This is a genomic window from Paracoccus sp. NFXS7, from assembly GCF_040148865.1.
Classification (GTDB): domain Bacteria; phylum Pseudomonadota; class Alphaproteobacteria; order Rhodobacterales; family Rhodobacteraceae; genus Paracoccus; species Paracoccus marcusii.
The window spans coordinates 39,107-60,898 of the sequence record NZ_JAKEKV010000007.1 but is presented as its reverse complement, the minus strand read 5'-3'; the positions used below and the strand labels follow the sequence as shown (position 1 = coordinate 60,898).

Genomic DNA, 21,792 nt, shown 5'->3' with positions numbered 1-21,792 from the left:
ACAACCCGCAGTATTGCCATGATCGTGTATCGCCACGTGACGACCTTTGGCGTCACGGAACAACGCTGGCTGTCCAATCTGACCGACCTCGAGATCGTCGAGGCCGACGGCCGCCTGCTGCTGGTGGCGGCGAACCAGGTCCGGGGCGGGATCAGCACCTATGCGATCAGCGACCCCGCGGCCCCCATCACCATGCTGCGCACCCGCCCCTATCTGGCCGACTTCACCTATCAGGGACCGCCGCAGATCACCGCGATCCACATGGGTGGCGACACGCTGATCCATGTGGGCCAGATGGGTGGGGCCAGCAACCTGGGCGTGACGCTGCGCGGCGACATCGGGGCGATGTCGACCTTTGGCTGGCTGTTCGGCACCAGCCTGGGTCCGCAGGTGACGGCCCTGGGCCAGGTGGACACGGGCCAGGCGCAGGTGCTGTATTCGGCGCAGGGCGGCGGGCTGACGCTGACCACCCACCGGATGGGCGCGGACGGCGCGCTGGTCCGGGCAGGCCAGGCCACCATCGCCACCCCGGCGGGCACGACCGACGCGAACCTGGACAAGATCACCGATGTCAGCGTGGACGGGCAGCGGATCCTGATCTCGATTTCGGGGAACGGGAACTTCATCGCGACGCATCTGGTGTCGGCGTCGGGCGCGCTGACGCCGGGCATGGTGCACGGGGCGGACCGCGGCACCGGCTATGACGTGCCATCCGACGTGGACGCGGTGCAGTTCGGCGGCCGCACCTATGTGGTGATGGCGGCGACGGGGTCCGGGACGCTGACCGTGTTCCGCCTGACCGCCGACGGGCGGCTGACCACCGTCGATCACGTCCTGGACGAGGGGTCGACCCGGTTCCAGAACGCCACCGCGCTGGAGACCGTGGTCCTGGGCGGGCGGGCCTTCGTCTTTGCAGGCGGGGCCGATGACGGGATCAGCGTGTTCACCATGCTGCCCGACGGGCGGCTGCTGCACCTGACCACCATCATCGACACCGACGCGATGACCCTGGCCGATGTCACCGACATCGAGGCGCGGGTGATCGACGGCCGCATCCTGCTGTTCGTCGGTTCCGGGACCGAGACGGGCGTGACGCAACTGGTCTTCGAGCCCGGCCCGATCGGGGCCACGGCCACGGCGGGGGCGGGCACCGCGCGTGGCGGCACCGGGGGCGACTTGCTGGTCGCCGGCGCCGCCACCACCCGGATCGAGGGGGGCGACGGCAACGACATCCTGGTCGCGGGCGCGGGCCCGGTGACCCTGGTGGGTGGCGCGGGGGCCGACATCTTCGTGCCGTCGCGGGTGACCGGGCGGATCACCATCCTGGACTATGACCCTGCGGTGGACCGGCTGGACATGTCGATGCTGGGCAACATCCGCAGTGTCTGGCAACTGCGCTTCATCCCCACGGCGAACGGGGTGATGATCATCTATGGCGACACCATCCTGGACATCACCACCCGCACCGGGCGCGGCCTGACCGCGGCCGATTTCTCGAACGCGCTGTTCCCGGTGGGCCACTATCTTGCGCCCGAGACCGACCCCGTGGTGACGCCCCCCGTCCCGCCCCCCTCGACCGAGGCGCTGTGGATCTTCGGTACGGCGGACGCCAATCACCTGATCGGCGGCGCCCGGCGCGAACAGATCATGGCCGGGGCGGGCAACGACACCGTCTCCGGCGGGGCGGGCGACGACACCTTGCGCGGAGAGGCGGGCAACGACTATCTGCGCGGCAGCGACGGCCATGACAGCCTGCATGGCGGCCCGGGCCGCGACACGCTGTTCGGGGATGCGGGCGACGACCTGCTGCACGGCGACGATGACGACGACCTGCTCTATGGCGGCGACGGAACGGACACGCTGCATGGCGATTCGGGCAACGACACGCTGTATGGCGGGGTGGGCAACGATCGGCTGTCGGGGGGGGACGGCAACGACGTGCTGTCCGGAGAGGCGGGTAACGACTGGCTGGAGGATCTGTCCGGCAACAACCGCCTTCTGGGCGGGGACGGTGATGACACGCTGATCGCCGGGGCCGGGATCGACTACCTGGACGGCGGCGCAGGCCATGACAGTCTGCAGGCGGGCGACGGGCGCGACACGCTTTTGGGCGGGGATGGCGACGATCGGCTGTTCGGCGATGGCGGCGATGACCTGCTGATCGGCGGGGCGGGCAACGACCACTTGGAGGGGGGCGACGGCACAGACCGCCTGTCAGGCGGCACCGGCCGCGACACCCTGCTGGGCGGGGTCGGCGACGATGTCCTGGAGGGAAACGAGGATGACGACCAGCTCGACGGCGGCGAGGGCAACGACACGCTGTTCGGCGGGACGGGGGGCGACCGCCTGCTGGGCGGTGCCGGGCATGACGTGCTGTGGGGCGGTGACGGCAATGACATGCTGTGGGGCGGCGATGACCAGGACACGTTGTGGGGCGGCTGGGGCTGGGACACGCTGTACGGCGATGGCGGCAACGACGTCCTGAACGGCGAGGGCGGCAATGACATGCTGTTCGGCGGCATGGGCGACGACCGCCTGTTCGGCGGATCCGGCAACGACCGCCTGTTCGGAGAGGACGGCAACGACCTGTTGATCTCGATGGTCGGATGGAACGTGCTGGACGGCGGCACGGGCAATGACACGCTGACCGCGGGGATCGGGCGCGACCGCCTGATCGGCGGGGTGGGCAATGACGTCCTGCAGGGCGGAGCGGGCGACGACACGCTGGATGGCGGGGCGGGCAACGACCGCATGAACGGCGGCCCCGGGCATGACCGCATGTTCGGCGGCACGGGGTTCGACCTGCTGATGGGGGGCGGCGGCAACAACGTCATGTCCGGCGGCATGGGCAACGACACCCTGCTGGGCGGCGGTGGCAACGACTGGATGAACGGCGATCTGGGCAATGACATCCTTCGCGGCGGGGCCGGCAACGACCGCATGTCCGGCGGCGCGGGGGCGGACCGCCTGTTCGGAGAGGCCGGCAACGACCGCATGTTCGGGGATGCGGGCGACGACGTCATGGATGGCGGCATCGGGGCGGACTGGCTGGTCGGCGGGCTGGGCAACGACCGCCTGAACGGCGGCTGGCACAACGACACGCTGGACGGGGGCGTGGGCAATGACTGGCTGTCCGGAGGGCCGGGCAACGACCTGCTGCGCGGCGGGCCGGGGTCGGACCGGATGCTGGGCGGGCCGGGCAACGACGTGCTGGTCGGCGGGACGGGCGGCGATGTGATGCAGGGCGGTGCGGGGCGCGACACGTTCCGGTTCTTCGGCGCGATGGACAGCCCGCGCCGTGCCCCCGACCTGATCGCCGATTTCCGGACGGGCGAGGATCTGCTGGACCTGCGCGCGATGAACCTGGCCTATGCCGGGTCGGGCGGGCATCAGGGCCAGCGATCCCTGCGGTGGGAGCATGTGGGCCAGCAGACGCACCTGCTGATCGACGTGAACGGCGACCGACAGGCCGACATGCTGATCCGGCTGGACGGTCGGCTGTCGCTGGACGGCGACGACTTCCTGCTCTAGCGCGCCAGCCGCCCCGCGGCCCAGGACGCGGCCTCGGCTACGACCGGATCGGCGTCCCCGGTTAGCCCCCGCGCCACGGGTGCCAGCGCGGCATCGCCGGAATTTCCGATGGCGTACAGCACGTTCCGGACAAAGCGGTCGCGCCCGATCCGCTTGATCGGCGACCCCGAAAACCGCGCCCGGAACGCCGCGTCGTCCAGTCCCGCCAGCTCCGCCAGCGGCGGCGCATCGATGATCCCCCGATAGCGCATCTCGGAGCCTGCCTGCGCGAACTTGTTCCACGGACAGACCGCCAGGCAATCGTCGCAGCCATAGATCCGGTTGCCCATCAGCGCCCGCAGGTCGGGGTCCACCGACCCCTTGTGCTCGATCGTCAGGTAGGAAATGCAGCGCCGCGCATCCAGCTGATAGGGCGCAGGAAAGGCCCCGGTCGGACAGACGTCCAGACAGGCGCGACAGGACCCGCAATGCCCGGCTTCGGGCGCGTCCGGTGGCAGCGGCACTGTCGTAAAGAGCGCGCCCAGAAAGAACCAGCTGCCCAGATCGCGCGACAAAAGGTTGGTGTGCTTGCCCTGCCAGCCCAGGCCCGCGGCCTGCGCCAGGGGCTTTTCCATCACCGGCGCGGTGTCGACAAAGACCTTGATCTGGTGCCCCGACTCGGGCGCCGTTTCCAGCAGCCAGCGCCCCAACCGCTTCAGCCGCTTCTTGACCAGGTCGTGGTAATCGCGCCCCTGCGCATAGACGCTGACGGCGGCGCGGTCGCGCTGATCCAGCACCGCCAGCGGATCGCCCTCGGGGGTGTACAGCTCGGCCAGCATCACCACCGACCGCGCCTCCGGCCACAGCGCCGCCGGATCGCCGCGCCAGCTCATCCGTTCGGCCATCCAGCCCATCTGCCCGTGCCGCCCCTGGGCCACGAAATCCGCCAGCCGCCCGGCCAGCTCCGGCACGCCGTCCGGCCGCATGACGCCCATCGCGGCAAATCCCACTGCGCGCGCCTCGGCCTGCATCCGGGCCTTCTGCTTTGCCCAAATACCCCGGGGGGGATCGCCGTCAGGCGATGGGGGGCTGGCCCCCCCGCCCTCAGCCGAAGTCAAGCTCGGCATAATGCGGAGCGGGATGGATGCCCGGCACCTGGTCGGCCAGGACCGACCGGAACGCGGGGCGGGACTTGATGGTCGCATACCAGTCGCGCAGACCTTCGGACCGGTCCCAGTCCACGTCCGAGATGTAATCCAGGCACGAGAAATGCGCGGCCGCCGTGAAATCCGCCAGGCTCAGCGTGTTGCCCGCCAGCCAGCGCCGCGTCTCCAGCAGGGACGACAGATAGTCGATGTGGTCCTTGACCGCGCGCAGCCCGTCCTTGACCACGCGGCTGTCGGGATACCCCGACCGGGTGATCTTCTTCCAGACGCGCTCGTTCAGGATGGGCTGGGTGACCTCGGTATGGAACTTGTCGTCGAACCAGGCGCACAGGCGGCGCACCTCGTGGCGCTCCAGCGGGGTCTGCGGCATCAGCGACGGGGCGGGCACCGCCTCGTCTAGGTATTCGATGATCGCCTGGCTTTCCGCCAGCAGGTTGCCGCGATAGCGCAGCACCGGCAGCTTGCCCGCCGGATTGCGGCGCTTCAGATCGGGCGATCCCTCCCAGTACCGCTCCTCGACCAGTTCGACCTCGATCTTCTTCTCGGCCAGGACCAGCCGCACCTTGCGGCAGAACGGGGACAGGGCGGTGTGGTACAGTCGCGTGGTCTGCGTGTTGGTGTTCATGGCTGCTCGAGACCTTCTTCTTATTGTCGCAACGCCCCGTTGATACGCCCCGACCCCGCCGCTTTCAACCGCAGCCCTCAGAAGCAGGCGGCCCGCCCGTCCCGCGCGATCGTCTCTGCCCCGTCCAGGATGGCCCGCGACCGCGCCGACGGCCCCGACGGGCTGCGCTGGCGCGGGTTGGGCAGGACGGCGGCCAGGCGCGCGGCCTGCACCGGGGTCAGCCGGTCGGGGGTGGTGCCGAAATGGTCGCGCGCCGCGGCATGGATGCCGAAGATGCCCGGCCCGAATTCGGCCAGGTTCAGATAGACTTCAAGAATGCGGGCCTTGGACCACAAGGCCTCGATCTGCGGCGTCAGGATCGTTTCGGCGGCCTTGCGCGGCCAGCTGCGCGTCTGCCACAGGAACGCGTTCTTGGCGGTCTGCTGGGTGATCGTGGACGCCCCCCGCGACGACCCCGACGCGACCACCTTGCGGATCTCGACCATGTCGAAACCCCAGTGACTGCAGAAATTCGCGTCCTCGGCCGCGACCACCGCGCGGCGCATCACGGGGGCGATGTCCGCCAGCCGCGTCCATTCGCGCGGGGTCAGCGGGTGCTGGCGCGCGGCGCCGACCATCGTCCAGGTATGCGGTGGGTTCACGACGCCATAGATCGCCACCGACCCCAGCATCACCAGCACCGCCCGCAGCGCCAGAAACCGCAGCCAGAACATCGGCCTGCCGCGCCTGCGGGCGGATCGGGCCGGTTCGGTCTTGGGGGGGTGGGCGCGGCGCAGGATCATGCCCGCATGTCTCATGGTGCGGCGCTTTGCGTCAAGCGCACCTTGCCAGCCGCGCGGCCCCGCGCCAGGCTGCCCGCGAACAACCGCCCCGAGGATGCCATGACCCGACATGCCGCGCCGATCCTGCCCCTGCTGCTGGCCCTTGCCGCCCCCGCGCTGGCACAGCCGATGCTGTCCCTGCCGCTGGCGCCCGATGCCACCATGACCAGCGTCACGCATGATTGCGACGACGGGCGTCAGGTGGCGGTGACCTATGTGACGTCGGGGGACGATGCCTTGGCGCTGGTCACGCTGGAGGACGGCCCACGGATCTTCGTCAACGTGATCGCGGCATCGGGCGCGCGCTATGTCTCCGGGGCGCTGGAATGGTGGACCAGGGGCGACCAGGTGACGTTCACCGACGCCATGTCGGACGCGGACCCCGTCACCTGTACCGCCCGGCCCTGAAACGCAGCGCGGCCCCGCAAGGGGGCCGCGCCGGATGTCATTCCGCGGGAACCGCGCGGGTCTGGTCCACCGCCTCGATGGGGTGGGACAGGTGCTGCAGCATCTCCTTGGGGCAGACCTGCAGGAAGTTGCCCTTCTCGCGGTCCCAGTTCGACAGGATCTCGTCGGCGCGACGCGAGCCGGTCTCCTTGAGGTGCCGTTCGATCAGGCCCTTCAGCTGATCCTCCCAGTGGTCCTGGGTCACCGCGCACATCACCAGCGTTTCCGGGTTGATGTAGTCGCGCGCCAGCCCCTCGGGGTCGTACAGATAGGCCATCCCCCCGGTCATGCCCGCACCGAAGTTCGCGCCGATCCGGCCCAGGATGACGGCCACGCCGCCGGTCATGTATTCGCAGCCGTTCGACCCGCAGCCCTCGATCACCACGCTTGCACCGCTGTTGCGGACCGCAAAGCGTTCGCCCGCCCGGCCCGCCGCGAACAGATGCCCGTTCGTCGCGCCGTAGAGGACCGTGTTGCCGATGATCGTGTTTTCGGCCGCGACCAGCGGGCTGGCCATCGGCGGCCGCACCACGATGGTGCCGCCCGACAGACCCTTGCCGACATAGTCGTTGGCATCGCCCGAGACCTCGATCTTCAGCCCCGGGGCCGCGAAGGCGCCAAGCGACTGCCCGGCGCTGCCGGTCAGGCGGATCGTCAGATGGTCGGGCTGCAGGTTATTGCGCATTCCGAACTTCTGCACGATCAGCGACGACGTGCGCGTCCCGATGGTGCGGTGGGTGTTGCGGACCGCATAGGACAGCTGCATCTTCTCGCCGTCCTCGAAGAAACGGGCGGCGTCCTTGACGATTTCCGCATCCAGCGTGTCCAGCACGGCATTGCGCGGCTTGGTGCGGTCATAGACGATCTTGTCCGCCCCATCGACGGTGATCAGCAGCGGGTTAAGGTCCAGATCGTCCAGGTTCGCCGCACCACGGCTGACCTGGGTCAGCAGGTCCGCACGACCGATGATCTCGTCGATCGACCGTGCGCCGATGGATGCCAGGATCTCGCGCACCTCCTGGGCATAGAAGGTGATCAGGTTCACCACCTTGTCCGCCGACCCCGTGAACATGGCGCGCAGCTTCTCGTCCTGGGTGCAGACGCCCACCGGGCAGGTGTTCGACTGGCACTGGCGGACCATGATGCAACCCATCGCGATCAGCGCGGCGGTGCCGATGCCGTATTCCTCGGCGCCCATCATCGCCGCCATGACGATGTCGCGGCCCGTGCGCAGACCGCCATCGGTGCGCAGCGTCACCCGCTCGCGCAGGCGGTTCATGGCCAGGACCTGATGCGCCTCGGTCAGGCCCATCTCCCACGGAAGACCCGCGAACTTGATCGACGTGGCGGGCGAGGCGCCCGTGCCGCCGTTATGGCCGCTGATCAGGATCACGTCGGCCTTGGCCTTGGCCACGCCCGCCGCGATGGTACCCACGCCCGACGATGCCACCAGCTTGACGGTGATCTTGGCGCGCGGGTTGATCTGCTTGAGGTCATAGATCAGCTGCGCCAGATCCTCGATCGAATAGATATCGTGGTGCGGCGGGGGGCTGATCAGCGTCACGCCCGGCGTCGAGTGGCGCAGACGCGCGATCAGCTTGGTGACCTTCATGCCGGGCAGCTGGCCGCCCTCGCCGGGCTTGGCACCCTGGGCGACCTTGATCTCCAGCTCCTCGCAGGCGTTCAGGTATTCGGCGGTGACACCGAAGCGGCCCGAGGCGACCTGCTTGATCTTGGCGCAGGGGTTGTCGCCGTTGGGCAGCGGGTGGCTGTGCGCCGGGTCCTCTCCGCCCTCGCCCGAATCGGACTTTGCGCCGATCCGGTTCATCGCGATGTTCAGCGTCATGTGCGCCTCGGGCGACAGCGCCCCAAGCGACATGCCCGGCGTCACGAATCGCTTGCGGATCGAGGTGATCGATTCGACCTCCTCGATCGGCACCGGCTTGCCGAAGGGCTTGATGTCCAAGAGATCGCGGATGTGGATCGGCGGGTTGGTCCGCATCGTGGCGCTGAACTGTTTCCAGATGTCATAGGACGCCTTTTCGCAGGCCACCTGCAGCAGCTTCATGGTGTTGGCTTCCCAGGCGTGCTTTTCGCCCGTCCGCCGCAGCTTGTAGAAGCCGCCGACCGGCAGCATGTCCACGTTGTCGGTGCGGAAGGCGACCCGGTGCAGCGCCTCCAGCTTGGCCTGCAGCCCGTGCAGGCCGATGCCCGAGATCCGCGACTGCATGCCGGGGAAATATTCGGCGACCATGGCGCGCGACAGGCCCACCGCCTCGAAGTTCAGACCGCCGCGATAGGACGACAGGACCGAGATGCCCATCTTGGCCATGATCTTCAGCAGGCCCGCGTCGATGGCCGTGCGATAACGGCGCATGTTCTCGACCAGGGTCCCGGTCAGCAGCCCGCGCGCGATCCGGTCGTCGATCGAATCCTGCGCCAGATAGGGGTTCACGGTCGTCGCGCCGCAGCCGATCAGCACCGCAAAGTAATGCGGGTCGATGCATTCCGCCGACCGCACGTTGACCGAGCAGAAGGTCCGCAGGCCCTTGCGGGTCAGCCAGGAATGCACCGCGCTGGTCGCCAGGATCATCGGCATCGCGACCCGGCCGGGGCCCTGCGCGTCGTCAGACAGAACCAGATGGCCCGCGCCCGACCGCACGGCATCCTCGGCCTCGGCGCGGATGCGTGCCAGACCCTCGCCCAGGGCGTCCGGCCCGGCACCTTCGGCAAAGGTGCAGTCGATGACGGTGACGGTGTCGCCGAACATCTTGACCATCTCATCGTATTCGCCGTTGGCGATGAACGGGCTCTCCAGCACCACGATCTCGGTCTGGGCACTGCTTTCGTCCAGCACGTTCTTGAGGTTGCCGAAGCGCGTCTTCAGCGACATCACCCGCGTCTCGCGCAGGCTGTCGATCGGCGGGTTCGTCACCTGGCTGAAGTTCTGGCGGAAGAAATGGCTCATCGGGCGGTACTGGTTCGACAGGACCGCGGGGGGCGTGTCGTCGCCCATCGACGCGATGGATTCCTTGGCGTCCTCGGCCATCGGGGCCAGGACATGCTCCAGATCCTCATGGGTGAACCCGCCCGCGCTCTGCCGGCGGCGCAGGGCGTCGCCCTGGTACCGCACGACCTCGGGCAGGTCGCGCATGATGTCGTTCAACTCGGTGACCTTCTCGATCCACTCGCCAAAGGGCTGGCTGCCGGCCAGGCGGTCCTTGATCTCGGTGTCGTGGTACAGCTTGCCGTCCCACATATCGACCGCGATCATCTGCCCCGGTCCCAACGCGCCCTTCTCGCGCACGCCGGTCTCGTCCACCGGCACCATGCCGACCTCGGAGCCCGCGATCAGCAGGTTGTCACCCGTCACGACATAGCGCATCGGCCGCAGCCCGTTGCGGTCCAGGCCGCCGCAGACCCACCGCCCGTCGGTCATGGCCAGCGCCGCGGGGCCGTCCCACGGCTCCATCACCGCGTTGCAATAGGCGTACATGTCCGCCCAGGCCTTGGGCATGTCGGTGGTGGCCTTCGACCAGCTTTCCGGGACCAGCATCGTCTTGGTCATCGGCGCGGACCGCCCGGACCGCACCAGAACCTCGAACACCGCATCCAGCGCCGCCGAATCCGACGACCCGGCGGGCACGATCGGCTTGATGTCCTCGGCCGCGTCGCCGAAGGCCGACGATGCCATGCGGATCTCGTGGCTGCGCAGCCAGTTCAGGTTGCCCTTCAGCGTGTTGATCTCGCCATTATGGGCCAGCATGCGGAAGGGCTGGGCCAGCCACCATTGCGGGAAGGTGTTGGTGCTGTAACGCTGGTGATAGATCGCGAAGGCCGATTCAAACCGCTCGTCCTTCAGGTCGGGATAGAATTCGGCGACCTGCTCGGCCAGCATCATGCCCTTGTAGATGATCGACCGGCAGGACAGTGAACAGAAATACAGCTCGCGCACCTGCGCCGCGATGGCGGCCTTCTCGATGCGGCGGCGGATGATGTACAGCTCGCGCTCGAAGCGGACCTGGTCGATGTCCTTCTCGCAGCGGATCAGGATCTGCTCGATCTCGGGGCGGGTGGCGTTCGCCTTCTCGCCCAGCACGGCGGTGTTCACCGGCACATGGCGCCAGCCATAGATATAGTGCCCCATCCGCAGGACCTCGGATTCCACGATGGTCCGGCAGGCCTCCTGGGCGGCAAAGTTCGTGCGCGGCAGGAACACCTGGCCGACCGCGATCAGCTTGTTCTGATCGGGTTCGTGTCCCGTGCGGCGCACTTGGTCATAGAAGAACGGCACCGGGATCTGGACGTGGATGCCCGCGCCGTCACCGGTCTTGCCGTCCGCGTCCACCGCGCCGCGATGCCAGATGGCCTTCAGCGCGTCGATGCCGTTCTGCACGACCCGGCGGCTGGCCTTGCCGTCCAGATCGACCACGAAGCCCACGCCGCAGGACGAATGCTCGTCCTCCTCGCGGTACAGGCTGTGCTTGTCCATCCATGCGCGGCGGGCTTCTTCCTGTGCTTGCCAGTCCATGGTCATGATGCGGCCCTTTCCTGCGGGATCTGCGTCAGCAACTGATCGCAGTCGAATTGTGGGGTTGTGGAACCGAACCCGGCCTCGCCGGGAAAGGTGAACAGCACGGGGCTGTCGTCGGTCTCGGTCTTGGCGCCGGTCCAGTCGCTGCCGGTCTCGGTCCCGCCATAGAAGCGGTTGAACTCGCGGCTGATGTACTGGCTGCCCTCGCGGGTGATCAGAACCTCGCCGCCGGCGTCGCGGGTGGTCAGCCGGAAGCGGGTCCGTTCCAGTGCCTGGCCATCGATCGTGACGGCCTCTCCGGTCAGGGTGTCGGCGCCCTGGTGGTGCAGGCGCTGGCCGTCATCGGTCTGGGTCCAGAAGTCGAAATCATCGCGCCCCGTGGCCAGCAGCTCGCTGAAGCTGGCATGGTCCTCGGCCTCCTCGACCAGCCGGTCGATCAGGCCGGACGACATGCTCTGGCTCTCGATCCAGCGCGTCTCGGCGTCGATGGTGGACAGGTGGTACAGCCCCTCGCGCCCGAAATGGGCGCTGTGCTGATAGCCTTGGGGATCGGCACTGCAGGTATAGTACTGGCTGACGGTGCAGCTGCGGTTCTGCACCGTGACGTTCAGCGTGCAGCCCGCGGGCGGCGTGAAGCTGGCCGCCCCCGCCTGCCCCGCCGCCAGCATCCCGCCCGCCAGCACCAGAAGCGTCAACAAGCCCGACATGATCCCGACAGCGGGGACGGCCCGCGCCGCCGCTGCTCCATGCCGCCGTCCGCACGCTGCACGCCCCGTGTCATGGTGGTGCGCCATCGCCATGCCCCTATTCGGCGGCGATGCGGGCATCGCCCGTCAGGAAGGTCGCGATCGCGTCCGCGGCCTCGCGCCCGTCCCGGATCGCCCAGACGACCAGGCTGGCGCCGCGCACGATGTCGCCCACCGCGAACACGCCCGGGATCGAGGTCTGGTGCGTCTGGAAGTTCGCCTTGATGGTGCCCCACCGCGTGACCTCCAGCCCGTCCACGCCCCACAGCTTGGGCAGGTCCTCGGGTTCGAATCCCAGGGCCTTGATGACCAGGTCGGCGGGTTCGTCGTAATCGGCGCCCTCGATCAGCTCGGGCGACTGGCGGCCAGTAACGTCGGGCTGACCCAGGCGCATCTTCTGGATGCGCACCGAGGCGATCTGCGGCAGACCGTCGACGTCACGCTCCTGCGCCTCGGCGGCGATGCCGGTCACGTGGCCCGCAAAGGCGCCGGGGGCCGACAGCCAGACGAACTCGACGCCCTCCTCTTCGGCATTCTGCACCTCGCGCTGGCTCCCCGGCATGTTGGCGCGGTCGCGCCGGTACAGGCACTTGACCGACTGCGCGCCCTGGCGGATGGCCGTGCGCACGCAATCCATGGCCGTGTCGCCGCCGCCGATGACGACGACGCGCTTGCCCTTGGCGTTCAGCTCTCCGTCGTCGAAATCGGGAACGTCGTCGCCAAACTCGACCTTGTTCGAGGCGGTCAGATAGTCGATCGCGCGAACGATCCCGCCGTGATCGGCGTTGTCCAGGTCCAGGTCGCGGGTCTTGTAGACGCCCGTGGCGATCAGCACCGCATCGTGCTTGCCGCGGATCGCGTCAAAGCTGATGTCCTCGCCCACGTTGCAGTTCAGCACGAACTCGACGCCGCTGTCCGCCAGCAGCTGGTTGCGGCGCATCACCACGTCCTTCTCCAGCTTGAAGCCGGGGATGCCATAGGTCATCAGCCCGCCCGCGCGGTCATAGCGGTCATAGATCGTGACCTGGAACCCCTGCTTGCGCAGCATGTCCGCCGCGGCCAGGCCGCCCGGCCCGGCTCCGATGATGCCGACCGATTCGGCACGCTCCTGCGCGGGCTTGAAGGGCTGGACCCAGCCGTTGTCCCAGGCGGTGTCGGTGATGTACTTCTCGACCGCGCCGATGGTGACGGTGCCGTGGCCCGACTGCTCGATCACGCAGTTGCCCTCGCACAGACGGTCCTGGGGACAGATGCGGCCGCAGATCTCGGGGAAGGTGTTGGTGGCCTGGCTGACGCGATAGGCCTCCTCCAGGCGACCCTCGGCGGTCAGACGCAGCCAGTCGGGGATGTTGTTGTGCAACGGGCAATGCGACTGGCAATAGGGCACGCCGCACTGGCTGCAGCGGCTGGACTGTTCGGCGGCCTTGGCTGCGGCGAATTCGCGATAGATCTCGTGGAAATCCTCGCTGCGGTCGGCAGCGGCGCGTTTTTCGGGCATCTCGCGCGGGGTCGAGACGAATGTCAGCATCTTCTGCGTGGCCATGGCTGCGCTACCTTCCCTGAAAGGACTTCGGCAACCGCAATAAACCAAGGCTTTTGCGATGAAAAGTCAGCAGTACTGACCTAATCGCCACTTTTTCGATGCGTGGGCCAAGTTTTTGTCCGCACACCCGTGATATTAGGTCAGCATTGCTTACATACCCAGTGCAAGTGCCAGCAACGCAAGGCTTCCGACGATGATGCGCCACCATGCGAACAGCCCGTATCCGTGCTGGGATACATAACCAAGCAGCCAGCGTACCACCACGACGGCGGCCAGAAAGGCGGTGATGAAGCCCACGGCGATGTCGTTGATCGCGCCCGCATCCAGCACCGCGCGATTCTGCCACAGGTCCAGGCTGAAGGCGCCCAGCATCGTGGGCATCGCCAGGAAGAACGAGAATTCGGCGGCCGACCGCTTGTCCGCGCCCATCAGCAGGGCACCGACGATGGTGGCCCCCGACCGCGACACGCCGGGGATCATGGCAAGGCACTGGAACAGGCCGATGCGGAAGGCCATCGACAAAGGAATGTCCTCGGTCCGGGTATAGCGGGGGGTGGCGGCGCGGCGGTCGACCCACAGCAGGACGAAGCCGCCCAGGATCAGCATGACCGCGACCAGCATCGGCGTCTCGAACAGCACCGTCTTGATGAAGCCGTGCGCCATCGCGCCGATCACCGCAGCCGGGGTGAAGGCCAGCAGGACGGCGCCGATGAACCGCCGGGCGACCGGATCGTGGGGCGCGTCGCGCACCACCTGCACCAGCCGGGCGGCGTAAAGGCCCAGGATCGCCAGCAGGGCGCCCAGCTGGATCAGCACCTCGAAGGACCGGGCGGGCGAATCGAAGCCCAGGAAATGACCGGCCAGCAGCAGGTGGCCCGTCGACGATACCGGAATGAACTCGGTCAGGCCCTCGAGAACCCCGAGGGCGGCGGCGACGATCGTGTTGTGGTCCATCAGTGCTCGCGCAGGTTCTTGGCCGACCGCTTGATCGAATCGTACTGGCCCGACGGGCGGAAGCGCACCAGATAGTCGTCCAGGACGGACCCGGCCGCCGTAGGCACGATGCCCAGATCCGCGAAACCGCGGGCGCCGGGGGTGACGACGTTGTCCTTGCGCAGCAGGGCCAGCTGGTCGCGGCTCAGCGGGCTGGTGAACAGGCCGCCGGTGACCGCCTGCGCCACGCCCATCGCGGCCGATGCCAGTCGCGCGATCGGGAACGGCAGGTTCACCACCGCGCGGCGGCGATGGACGGCGGACAGCACCTGCCCCACGATCTGGCGGGTGGTCAGGATCTCGGGGCCGCCCAGCTCATAGATGCCGGGGGCGGCGGCGCCGGTGGCGCCCATTACCGCCGCGCGGGCAACGTCGCCTACGAAGACCGGCTGCATCCGGGTGTTGCCGCCCACGATGGGCATCACCGGCCCCATCCGCGACATGCCCGCAAAGCGGTTGTAGAAATTGTCGTCGGCACCGAAGATCACCGACGGGCGCAGCACGACCGCATCGGGACGCGCGGCCAGCACCGCGGCCTCGCCCCGCGATTTCGACGCGATGTACGTGCTGTCCGATTCGGGATCGATCCCCAGGCCCGAGATGTGGACCAGCCGCGCGACGCCCATCTCCGCCGACAGGCGGGCGATGTTGTCGGCGCCGGTCTCGAACACGGTCTTGAAGGTGCTCTTGCCCTGCGCGTTCAGGATGTTGACGCAGTTGATCGCGGCATCCGCCCCGGTCAGGGCAGCCCGGACGGAGTTTTCGTCGCGGATGTTGCACATCACGGGGACGACCTGCCCGACCGCGCCATAGGTGCGGGTGAACAGCGCCTCGTCGGGGCGGCGGACGGCTATGCGGACGCGCCAGCCCTCCTTGGCCATCAGCCGGGCCACCTGCCGGCCGACAAAGCCCGATCCGCCAAAGATCGTGACCAGTTTCGCCATGGGCGTCTCGCCTCCCTCTGATAGGCCGAATGTCGCGTGATCCTTACCCCCGACGCGCGTTCCGGGCAAGGCTGCGCAGGGTCGCGGGCAGCTTCGCGCACCGCCTTGGCAGGTCTTGGCAAAAAACTGTCGAAAAACTTTCACGACCCCCATTGACGCCCCCCCGCACTCGCTTTAATCAGCCGCTCATACCACCTGCCCAGGTGGCGGAATTGGTAGACGCGCACGGTTCAGGTCCGTGTGCCGCAAGGTGTGGAGGTTCGAGTCCTCTCCTGGGCACCAAAAACAAAACCCCCGAAAACCTCGTGTTTTCGGGGGTTTTGCTTGTCCGGCGGGACGATCCGACCTTGGGGCTTTTCATTTCCGCGCCGGTCGCGTTCCCTCTGGCGAAACATGGGGACGTGATGAGCTTGTATCTGGGGATCGACGGGGGCGGCACGGGCTGCCGGGCAGCCATTGCCGATGCGTCGGGCCGCGTGCTGGGCCGCGGTCAGGGCGGGCCGGCAAACATCAATTCCGATCCATTCGGCGCGGTGACCAGCGTGCTGGCCGCGGCGACGGCGGCGATGGCTCAGGCCGGGGCCTCGCCTGCGGACCTGACCGCGGTGCTGGGCCTGGCGGGGGGCGGCATGCAGGACGCGGCCCGCGCGATGCAGGCGCGCCTGCCCTTCGCGCGCAGCCTGGTGGTGAACGATGCCGTCACTGCCGCGCGTGGCGCGCTTGGCGCGGATGATGGCATCCTGGTCGCGGTCGGCACCGGGTCGGTGCTGGCGGTCCAGCGCGGCGGCCAGCTGCGCCAGATCGGGGGGCGCGGCTTTCTGATGGGGGACGAGGGCAGCGGTGCCGTCCTGGGCCGCACCCTGCTGGCGCGGGCGATGCGGGCGGGCGACGGGCTGGTCCCGGACACGCCCCTGCTGTCCGCGCTGCGCGACGAATTCGGCGGGATCGAGGGGATCATCGCCTTCGGCACCGGCGCCGCGCCCGCGCGCTTTGCGGAACTGGCCCCGCGCCTGGTCGCCTCGGACGATCCTGCGGCCCGTGCGATTCTGGACCAGGCGGTGGCCCAGATCGGCGATGCGGTGCGCGTGCTGCAGGATGGCGACCGCCTGCCGGTGGTCTGCACCGGCGGGCTGGGCCCCTTCTATGCCACGGCGCTGGCGGCGGACTGGCCCGTCGTTCCCGCCCGCGGCACAGGCGTGGACGGTGCGCTGGACATGGCACGGGCCTGGGCGCCATGACCCTGCAGACCCTGGCCGCCACCACCCTGTTCGACGGCGTGCAGCTGCTGGACGACATGGCGGTGATGCTGCGCGACGGGGTGATCGAGGCCATCGTGCCGCGCCCGGAAGGCGTGGTTCCGATGCCCGGCATCCTTGCCCCCGGTTTCGTCGACCTTCAGGTGAACGGCGGCGCCGGGCTGATGGTCGGCGCAGGAAACGACGCCGCAGCCTTGGCACGCATCTGCGCGGTGCATCGTGATCTGGGCTGCGCGGGCATCCTGCCGACGCTGATCACCGACGGACCCGAGGTCACGGCGCGCGTGCTGGCCGCCGGGATCGCCGCCGCCCGCGCCGACACGCCGGGTTTTCTGGGCCTGCACCTGGAGGGGCCGCATCTGGACCCGCGCCGCGCCGGGGCGCATGACGCAGCCCTGATCCGCCCGATGACCGATGCCGACATGGCCGCCCTGATCGCCGCCCGCGCGGACCTGCCCGCGCTGATGGTGACCCTGGCCCCCGAGGCCGCCATCCCCGCCCAGATCGCCGCCCTGACCGCGGCGGGGATCATCGTCAGCCTTGGCCACAGCGACTGCACGCTTGATCAGGCGCAGGCGGCCTTTGCGGCGGGGGCGCGCTGCGCCACGCATCTGTTCAACGCCATGAGCCCGCTTGGCCACCGCCAGCCCGGTCTGGTCGGCGCGGTCCTGTCGGGCGATGCGCAGGCCGGGATCATCGCGGACGGCACCCATGTCGACCCGGCGGCGCTGCGCATCGCGCTGCGCGCACGGCCTGGGGGGTTGTTCCTGGTCAGCGACTGCATGGCGGTCGCGGGCACCACGCTGACCGAATTTCCGTTGCAGGGCCGCCGCATCCTGCGGCGCGACGGGCGGCTGACGCTGGCGGACGGCACGCTGGCCGGCGCGGACCTGCGGCTGGACCGCGCGGTGCGCATCGCGGTGGCGGCGGGCGCGGACCCGGCGCAGGCGCTGGCGATGGCGACGTCGGTCCCGGCCGGCCTGATCGGCGCCAAGGCCGGGCGCATCGCGCCGGGCTGCGCCGCGGACCTGATTCTGCTGGACGCGGACCTGCACCTGACCGGCATCCGCGACGGCGCGGGCTGGCGCGCGCCCCGGGCCTAGCTGCCGCGCAACCGGCTTTCGATCAGCAGCCCTTCGTCCTGCAGGATCGGATGGGCGACCGAGACCGCATGGGCGTTGATACGCTTGAGGTCGCGCAGCAGGTCCAGATGCAGGGACGAGGTCTCGCGGCTTTCGGTCTGGCCTTCGCGCAGGCGGATCAGGTGGCGCTGCGCGGACTGGCGTTCCAGGTTGCGGATGGTGACCTTCTGCTCCATCAGGCGGCGGGCCATGTCGCGGTCGCGCGTCATGAACACCGTCTGCGCCATGCGCAGGTTCTCCTGCGTCAGCAGGAACAGCGCGTCCAGTTCGCGGAACCCCTCGCCCGAAAAGCGCAGGCCCAAGCCGATCTTCTTGGCCACCTCGGGGGACAGGCCCCGGTCGATGATGTCGCCGATATGTTCAAGGTTGATGACGTAATCCAGGATGTCGATGGCCTGCCGACGCTCGGCCTCGGTCGCGTCGCCGGTCAGGCGCGACAGATAGTTCTTGACCTGCTGCTGTCGCCGGTCGACCTGATCCTCGATCGCGCGGACCTCGGCCAGGGGGGCGGGATCGTGCTTGCGGAACGCCGCGCGGGTCTGGGCCAGCATCCGCTCGACGCTGTCGCCGATGTCCAGAACCTCGCGTCGGGCGCCGGTCAGGGCCAGAGGCGGCGCGTCCAGAACCTGCGCATCCAGCCAGCGCGGCGCGGTCGAGGCCGCATGCGCGTCCTGCGGCATCAGCACCGCCACCAGACGGCAGACCAGCCCGTTGAAGGGCCAGATCAGCGCCGCCAGCGCCAGGTTGAACGCCAGGTGGGCGCTGACCGCCAGGGGCCCCACGGCCAGGGGCATGGCATTCAGCGCGCCCGCCGCCAATCCCGCCAGCGGCAGCGCGATCAGGCAACCGATGGCGCGCACCGTCAGGTTGCCCAGCAGCACCCGCCGCGCGGCGATATCCAGCGTGGCCCCCGCCAGCACCGGCGCCATCGCGCCGCCCAGGTTCGCGCCCAGCACCATGACCACCGTCAGGTCGGGCGGCAGCACCAGCGACCCGATCAGCAGCACCGCCGCCAGCGATGACGAACACAAAAGCGCGATCCCCGCCGCAAAGGCCAGGGCCACGGGCCAGGCCTGATCCAGCATCGGCAGGAAGGCGGCCATCTGCGGAGAGGCGCGCAGCGGCGCGGTCGCCTGGTCCAGCAACGTCAGCGACACTAGCATCAGCCCTACGCCGATCAGCGCCGTGCCCACCCCCGACGTCACCGTCGTGCCCCGGCGGCGCAGGCCGTAACCCAGCAGCACCAGGACCGGCGCGACCGCGGTGATGTCGGTCGACACGATCACCGCCGTCATCGCCGTGCCGACATTCGCGCCCAGCAACACGATCTGCGCGCGGCGGGTGGCGATCATCTCTCGCTGGACGAAGGACGCGGTCAGCAGGGCCGTGGCCGTCGACGATTGCAGGCCCAAGGTGGCGACAAGCCCCGATGCGAAGGCCCGCAGCCCCGTGCGCGTGCCCGCGCCAAGGATCAGCTTCATCCGCAGGCCGAACGCCTCGACCATGCCGTCGCGCACCAGTCCCAGACCGAACAGCAGCAGCGCCACCGCGCCTGCCAGCTGCAGGAACCCCAGAATCGATGCCATGTACCTCTACCATCCCTTTCCGGGCTGCCCGCGCGGGCCGTCACAGATCCGACTTGAAGCCGCCCCTTGCATCCTGTGAAGGGGATAACGACGCAGCGGGCGCCGCTGTTGCACAAAGCGCACAGGATTTGGGCCGATGCCATGCCGCGCGGCAGGCGGGCACGCCATGGGGCAGGCCGGGCGCGCGCCGACAACCGCAGGGCGGCATATCCCTTTGAGGAAGCCGCGCCGCTCTGATATGGACGGGGTCACGACACAGGAAACCCGTGCGGCCATGAACAGCCTGTCCCCCGATCTTTCGTTCCGCTGGAAATCGAACGCGACGCGGACCATCGTCACGACCGTCAAGAACGAGGGGCCGTTCCTTCTGGAATGGCTGTGCTACCACCGGCTGATCGGGTTTAACCGCTTCGTCATCTATTCCAACGACTGCACCGACGGCACGCACCAGATGCTGCAGCTGCTGGACCAGGCGGGGATCGTCATCCACTTCGACAACAGCGACCTGATCGCCGGCCTGCCCGACGACCCGCAGCGCCGTGCCTATGCCCGCGCCATGGCCCTGCCCGAAGTGACGGGCAGCGACTGGATCGCGGTGCTGGACGGGGACGAGTTCTTTCACGTCAACACCGGCGACGGCACCTTGGACGCGCTGTTCGCGGCCCTGCCCGACCGCACCGACGCGGTCGCCGCGCAGTGGCGCATCTTCGGCAATGGCGGCGTGATCACGTTTAGGGACGAGCTGCAGATCCGCCAGTTCACCATGGCCTCGCCCACGGACATTCCGTTCACGCACAGCCAGTTCGCCATCAAGACCATCTTTCGACCGCTGCCGGTGCAGCACCTGGGCGTCCACCGACCGGTCTTCAAGAACTTCTACGGCCTGCCCGCGCATCCGTTGCTGATCGTGAACGGCTCGGGAGAGGACGTGACCCGCGACCTTCTGCGGCAGCGGTGGACCACCTCCCCGAAGATGGCGGGGTATGATCTGTGCCACGTCAACCACTACATGATCCGCGCCAGCGAGGTCTTCCTGATGAAGCGCTGGCGCGGCACCGCCAACAGCGCGGATGCCGACCGGATCAACTTCGACTACTATGACCAGCACAATCTGAATGTGGTCGAGGAGACCGGCATCACCGCATGGGCCGACCGCGTGGCGCAGGCGCGGGCCGAGCTGGTCGGGCTGATGCCCGCCCTTGGCGCGCTACATGCCGAGGCGGTGGGCCGGTTCCGCCGCCAGATCGATGTCCTCTCTGCACAGCTGCTGGCCGAGGTGCCGGACCAGCACGCCCGCCTGTTCGACCCCGCGGTCCTGCAGGCCGAGACCGAACGCCGCCAGGCCGAACTGGCCGCGCGCCGCGCGCGGCAGGCGTCGATCGCGGCCACCCCGCCCCCGCCGCCCCCGGCCAAGCTGCCCGCGCGCCCGGTGATCGCATCGGCCATCCTGCTGGCACCGCTGCCCGATGGGCCGCCGGTGCCGACCATGCCGCTGCTGTCGATGACCCCCTGGGCCACCATCCCCGAGACGCCCGAACCCGCCGCCCCCGCCGATCCACCCGCCCCCGAGGTGCCGCCGCAATGGCTGGTCGACCTGCGGCGCTCGCCCTACCGCCGGGGCTTCTACCATTCGGAGGAGGAGTTCGCGGCGCTGCACGTCGAACGCGAACGGGCGCATCTGTTCGTCAGCTTCGACAACCTGTCCCAAGTGGGCCAGGACCAGATCGACCGCGAGGCCTGGGGATACGAATTCGCGCGCAAGTCGGGCTGGTCCCAGCTGGGCATCTTCGCGTTCCGCGCCAACTGGTTCCGCAATCCGACGCTGTTCGCCTATCTGCGCCAGCTGCGCGACAACGGGCTGTTCGCGCGCTATCAGACGGTGACCTTTGCGGGAACCTCGATGGGGGCCTATGCGGCCTGCGCCTTCTCCTCGGTCGCGCCGGGGGCGCAGGTGATCGCCTTTTCCCCGCAGTCGACGCTGTCCCCGGCCCTGGTCCCGTGGGAGGCGCGCTTTCCCAGCGGCCGCGCCGCGGACTGGAGCGGCGATTTCGCCGATGCCGCGGCCCAGACCGCCTCCGCGCGGACGGTCTTTCTGGTCTATGACCCGACGGAACCCGCGGACGCCGCCCATGCGGACCGGTTCACCGGGGACAACATCATGCGGCTGCGGACTCCGCGGGCAGGCCACAAGACCGCGCTGCGGCTGCGCCAGACCGACATGCTGTCCACGGTGGTCCGCGGCCTTGCGACGCGCACGATGGATGCGGCGGCATTCCACGCCCTTTATCGCCAGTCGCGCCTTCAGCCATGGTACCTGGACACGCTTGGCCAGCGCCTGCAGGCGCGGGGCCGGACCGCCTGGCTACGGCGGCTGTCCGACATCGCGGCCCGCAACGGCCGGCCCGGCATGGCCAAGGCGCTGGAGACGCGCGCCGCCGCCCCCGTGCCGCACCCGTCCTGACCCACGCCGCAACCGAAA

At 68.9% G+C, this 21,792-nt stretch carries 14 protein-coding genes and 1 tRNA gene; 6 read left to right on the top strand and 9 right to left on the bottom strand.

The features are described from left to right. The first annotated feature begins 18 nt into the window (after positions 1–18). Complete coding sequence (locus LZ686_RS12525; RefSeq protein ID WP_349548019.1) at positions 19–3,531, top strand: calcium-binding protein; 3,513 nt, start codon at positions 19–21, stop codon at positions 3,529–3,531. Here LZ686_RS12525 and queG read toward each other — a convergent pair. The 3 genes from queG to mtgA all read right to left on the bottom strand — a co-directional run bounded on the left by queG (position 3,528) and on the right by mtgA (position 6,098). Continuing rightward, on the bottom strand, positions 3,528–4,541 hold the full coding sequence (gene queG, locus LZ686_RS12520; RefSeq protein ID WP_349548018.1) for a tRNA epoxyqueuosine(34) reductase QueG: 1,014 nt from the start codon (positions 4,539–4,541) through the stop codon (positions 3,528–3,530). The genes LZ686_RS12525 and queG overlap by 4 nt on opposite strands. A gap of 73 nt (positions 4,542–4,614) precedes the next feature. Continuing rightward, positions 4,615–5,301 carry an FtsZ-binding protein FzlA gene (fzlA, locus tag LZ686_RS12515; protein WP_045982541.1) on the bottom strand — a complete coding sequence of 229 codons (687 nt, stop codon included), beginning with the start codon at positions 5,299–5,301 and terminating at the stop codon, positions 4,615–4,617. Between the two features lie 77 nt (positions 5,302–5,378). Continuing rightward, positions 5,379–6,098 carry a monofunctional biosynthetic peptidoglycan transglycosylase gene (mtgA, locus tag LZ686_RS12510; RefSeq protein ID WP_064503569.1) on the bottom strand — a complete coding sequence of 240 codons (720 nt, stop codon included), beginning with the start codon at positions 6,096–6,098 and terminating at the stop codon, positions 5,379–5,381. 84 nt (positions 6,099–6,182) lie between these two features. Here mtgA and LZ686_RS12505 point away from each other — a divergent pair, with 84 nt between their 5' ends. Beyond that, positions 6,183–6,530, top strand: coding sequence for an MliC family protein (locus LZ686_RS12505; RefSeq protein ID WP_349548017.1), 348 nt, complete (start codon positions 6,183–6,185; stop codon positions 6,528–6,530). A gap of 37 nt (positions 6,531–6,567) precedes the next feature. Here the strand turns inward: LZ686_RS12505 and gltB are convergent, their stop codons facing one another. The 5 genes from gltB to LZ686_RS12480 all read right to left on the bottom strand — a co-directional run bounded on the left by gltB (position 6,568) and on the right by LZ686_RS12480 (position 15,329). Continuing rightward, on the bottom strand, positions 6,568–11,100 hold the full coding sequence (gene gltB, locus LZ686_RS12500) for a glutamate synthase large subunit (protein ID WP_349548129.1): 4,533 nt from the start codon (positions 11,098–11,100) through the stop codon (positions 6,568–6,570). A gap of 2 nt (positions 11,101–11,102) precedes the next feature. Then, positions 11,103–11,810 carry a hypothetical protein gene (locus LZ686_RS12495; protein ID WP_349548016.1) on the bottom strand — a complete coding sequence of 236 codons (708 nt, stop codon included), beginning with the start codon at positions 11,808–11,810 and terminating at the stop codon, positions 11,103–11,105. A 97-nt stretch (positions 11,811–11,907) separates the two neighbouring features. After that, positions 11,908–13,392: an NAD(P)-dependent oxidoreductase gene (locus LZ686_RS12490; protein ID WP_045982537.1), complete on the bottom strand. Its 1,485-nt coding sequence runs from the start codon at positions 13,390–13,392 to the stop codon at positions 11,908–11,910. Between the two features lie 150 nt (positions 13,393–13,542). Beyond that, positions 13,543–14,346, bottom strand: coding sequence for an undecaprenyl-diphosphate phosphatase (locus LZ686_RS12485; protein WP_502922009.1), 804 nt, complete (start codon positions 14,344–14,346; stop codon positions 13,543–13,545). Then, a complete protein-coding gene (locus LZ686_RS12480) occupies positions 14,346–15,329 on the bottom strand; it encodes a complex I NDUFA9 subunit family protein (RefSeq protein WP_045982535.1) in 984 nt (327 codons plus the stop codon). Before LZ686_RS12480 ends, LZ686_RS12485 begins: the two co-directional genes overlap by 1 nt. Positions 15,330–15,526: 197 nt before the next feature. Here LZ686_RS12480 and LZ686_RS12475 point away from each other — a divergent pair. From LZ686_RS12475 to nagA, 3 genes are all read left to right on the top strand, one after another. Next, positions 15,527–15,611 (top strand) — tRNA-Leu (locus LZ686_RS12475). 122 nt (positions 15,612–15,733) lie between these two features. Further along, positions 15,734–16,567 carry a glucosamine kinase nucleotide-binding domain-containing protein gene (locus tag LZ686_RS12470; protein ID WP_349548015.1) on the top strand — a complete coding sequence of 278 codons (834 nt, stop codon included), beginning with the start codon at positions 15,734–15,736 and terminating at the stop codon, positions 16,565–16,567. Next, positions 16,564–17,688 (top strand): N-acetylglucosamine-6-phosphate deacetylase, encoded by a 1,125-nt coding sequence (gene nagA / locus LZ686_RS12465; RefSeq protein ID WP_349548014.1) that lies wholly within the window; start codon positions 16,564–16,566, stop codon positions 17,686–17,688. Before LZ686_RS12470 ends, nagA begins: the two co-directional genes overlap by 4 nt. On the opposite strand, the gene LZ686_RS12460 is transcribed toward nagA, so the two are convergent. After that, positions 17,685–19,313 (bottom strand): Na/Pi cotransporter family protein, encoded by a 1,629-nt coding sequence (locus LZ686_RS12460; protein ID WP_046001204.1) that lies wholly within the window; start codon positions 19,311–19,313, stop codon positions 17,685–17,687. The two genes, nagA and LZ686_RS12460, sit on opposite strands and share 4 nt — an antisense overlap. A 274-nt stretch (positions 19,314–19,587) precedes the next feature. Between LZ686_RS12460 and LZ686_RS12455 the strand changes: the two genes are divergently transcribed. Next, positions 19,588–21,774, top strand: a complete 2,187-nt coding sequence (locus LZ686_RS12455; RefSeq protein WP_349548013.1) for a glycosyltransferase family 2 protein — start codon at positions 19,588–19,590, stop codon at positions 21,772–21,774. Positions 21,775–21,792: the final 18 nt, after the last annotated feature.